The 1,648-nt window shown below is 45.9% G+C and carries 3 protein-coding genes; 2 read left to right on the forward strand and 1 reads right to left on the reverse strand.

Annotation, left to right across the window (positions count from 1 at the left end; genetic code table 11):
- The coding region (locus tag IQ242_RS26505; RefSeq protein WP_228021191.1) for a transposase at positions 1 to 225 on the forward strand (225 nt) is incomplete at its 5' end.
- Between the two features lie 95 nt (positions 226 to 320).
- Here the strand turns inward: IQ242_RS26505 and IQ242_RS24170 are convergent.
- Positions 321 to 989: a hypothetical protein gene (locus IQ242_RS24170; RefSeq protein ID WP_193961704.1), complete on the reverse strand. Its 669-nt coding sequence runs from the start codon at positions 987 to 989 to the stop codon at positions 321 to 323.
- Positions 990 to 1,152: 163 nt separating this feature from the next.
- Between IQ242_RS24170 and IQ242_RS24175 the strand changes: the two genes are divergently transcribed.
- The coding region (locus IQ242_RS24175; protein ID WP_193961705.1) for a DUF3120 domain-containing protein at positions 1,153 to 1,648 on the forward strand (496 nt) is incomplete at its 3' end.

Consider the following 1,648-nt stretch of genomic DNA (forward strand, 5'->3'; position numbering starts at 1 on the left):
ATTAAGGATATGGGAATCCAAAAATATGTCACAAGACCTGAAAAAAGATATAAAGGTCAACGCAGACACAGTAGTTTTTATGTGGGTCAGCATCTCTATCATTGGCTCCAGCTACATCAAATGTTCCAAAAAAATATAGAAGAGTTAATGCAAATTAGCCGCTATCGGTTGAAGGATTACATCAAAGGACAAAGAGCGATATCGCTTGCCCTATCTACCTTCTAGCTCGCTTGTCCCCCTCTCAGGGGCGTAAGTCTATCTTCAGGCATTCCCCCGTGAGTTCAGAAGCCCCGACAATCTCGCCCAGCGGGTAGTTCACCCTAAAAAGATTGTCCCACTTCTAAGACTTTCGTTTGTCCGTTGCGAGACAAAATAACCTGTTGACTACCAACTTCCACTAAAGTCCAACCGTTGATAAATTCCCCCGGAGAAATACGCGTCGTTATCCCCTTATTATCAAATAAAGCTGAAGATCGATCGCCTAAATCCATCACCCCCACCAGGGTATTTTTCACCTGATTATTAGTGGGAATAACCGCTGCCAACGGCCGATTCACTTGGGGGGCAGCCGGTAATGGTGGCGCGGAAATGTCGGGATTTGTGGGTGTAACCGGGGCAATTTTGGCAGTGGTTTTAGGGGGTTGGGGATAAACGGGAACGTAAATTCTTTCTATTACCCTAGGACTATTATTAACCGGTAAATTAGCGGGGGGTGGTGGTGGAACCGTGGCTACCGGAGAAGGGTTATTTTTAGGAGAAGGATCAGGATCGGGGGATGAAGTTGCACCTTGGCGATCGATAATAGTCAGAGATGATTGCAGATAGGCGATAAACTTTTGATCTTCTGGGGAAATCGTGCCATTTTGAGAGACAGGGGCATTTTTTTGACTGATTAGCCATGCCACCACCCAACCTAGATAGACGCAAGCAATGACAAAAATAACTTTATCTAGGGGCATTCTCGGATTTTCTTCATCGCCCGCTGCCATATTTTTTGCACTCCTCGATCGCTGCTGTCGTTTCGATTCTAACAGGATAGGGCATTGCCAAAAACAATTTTTTAATTTCCCCAAATCCCCCTAGGGGGGATATAGTAGAGAGAGAATGATGTATCTTAATATAAGTAAAGTTTTGTAACAATTCTGAAATCCTTTGCTCAACTCTACCCTAGTCCCCAGCAATCCCGATCGCCTGAAACCCCTAGTCCCTAACTGGGAAAAATGTCAATCCGTCTTTTGGACAGCAGCATTTCTGGTATCAGTCCCCGTGTTCATACAAGCGCCCCTAGTGCGCTACTATCCCGAAATTAGCCTAGGTTTAACCATTTTCTGGGTGGGGTTAGGGATTTGGCTGCTCAAACAAGCAAAAATCAGTCTTTGGGGAGATTTACTTTTGGGCTTTAGTTGGAGTTGGTTAGCCGGTTCTCTGTACTGGGGTTGGTGGCGTTGGGAACCCTTGCTCCATATTCCCATGGAAGCGATCGGGCTGCCCTTTGTTCTCTGGGGATTATGCAAAGGTCGCGGCAAAGTGGGCAATCTTTTCTATCTGGGTTCTTTGTTAGGAACCGCCATCACCGACTTATATTTCTATCTAACGGGACTAATTCCCTACTGGCGACAATTAATGACCGTGGAACTAGACCCCAACC

The organism is Microcystis sp. LEGE 08355, assembly GCF_015207185.1.
GTDB lineage: Bacteria > Cyanobacteriota > Cyanobacteriia > Cyanobacteriales > Microcystaceae > Microcystis > Microcystis panniformis.

Excerpts from the sequence above, each read along its gene's own strand:
- IQ242_RS24170 (WP_193961704.1), bottom strand. The coding sequence starts at position 989 with ATGGCAGCGGGCGATGAAGAAAATCCGAGAATGCCCCTAGATAAAGTT.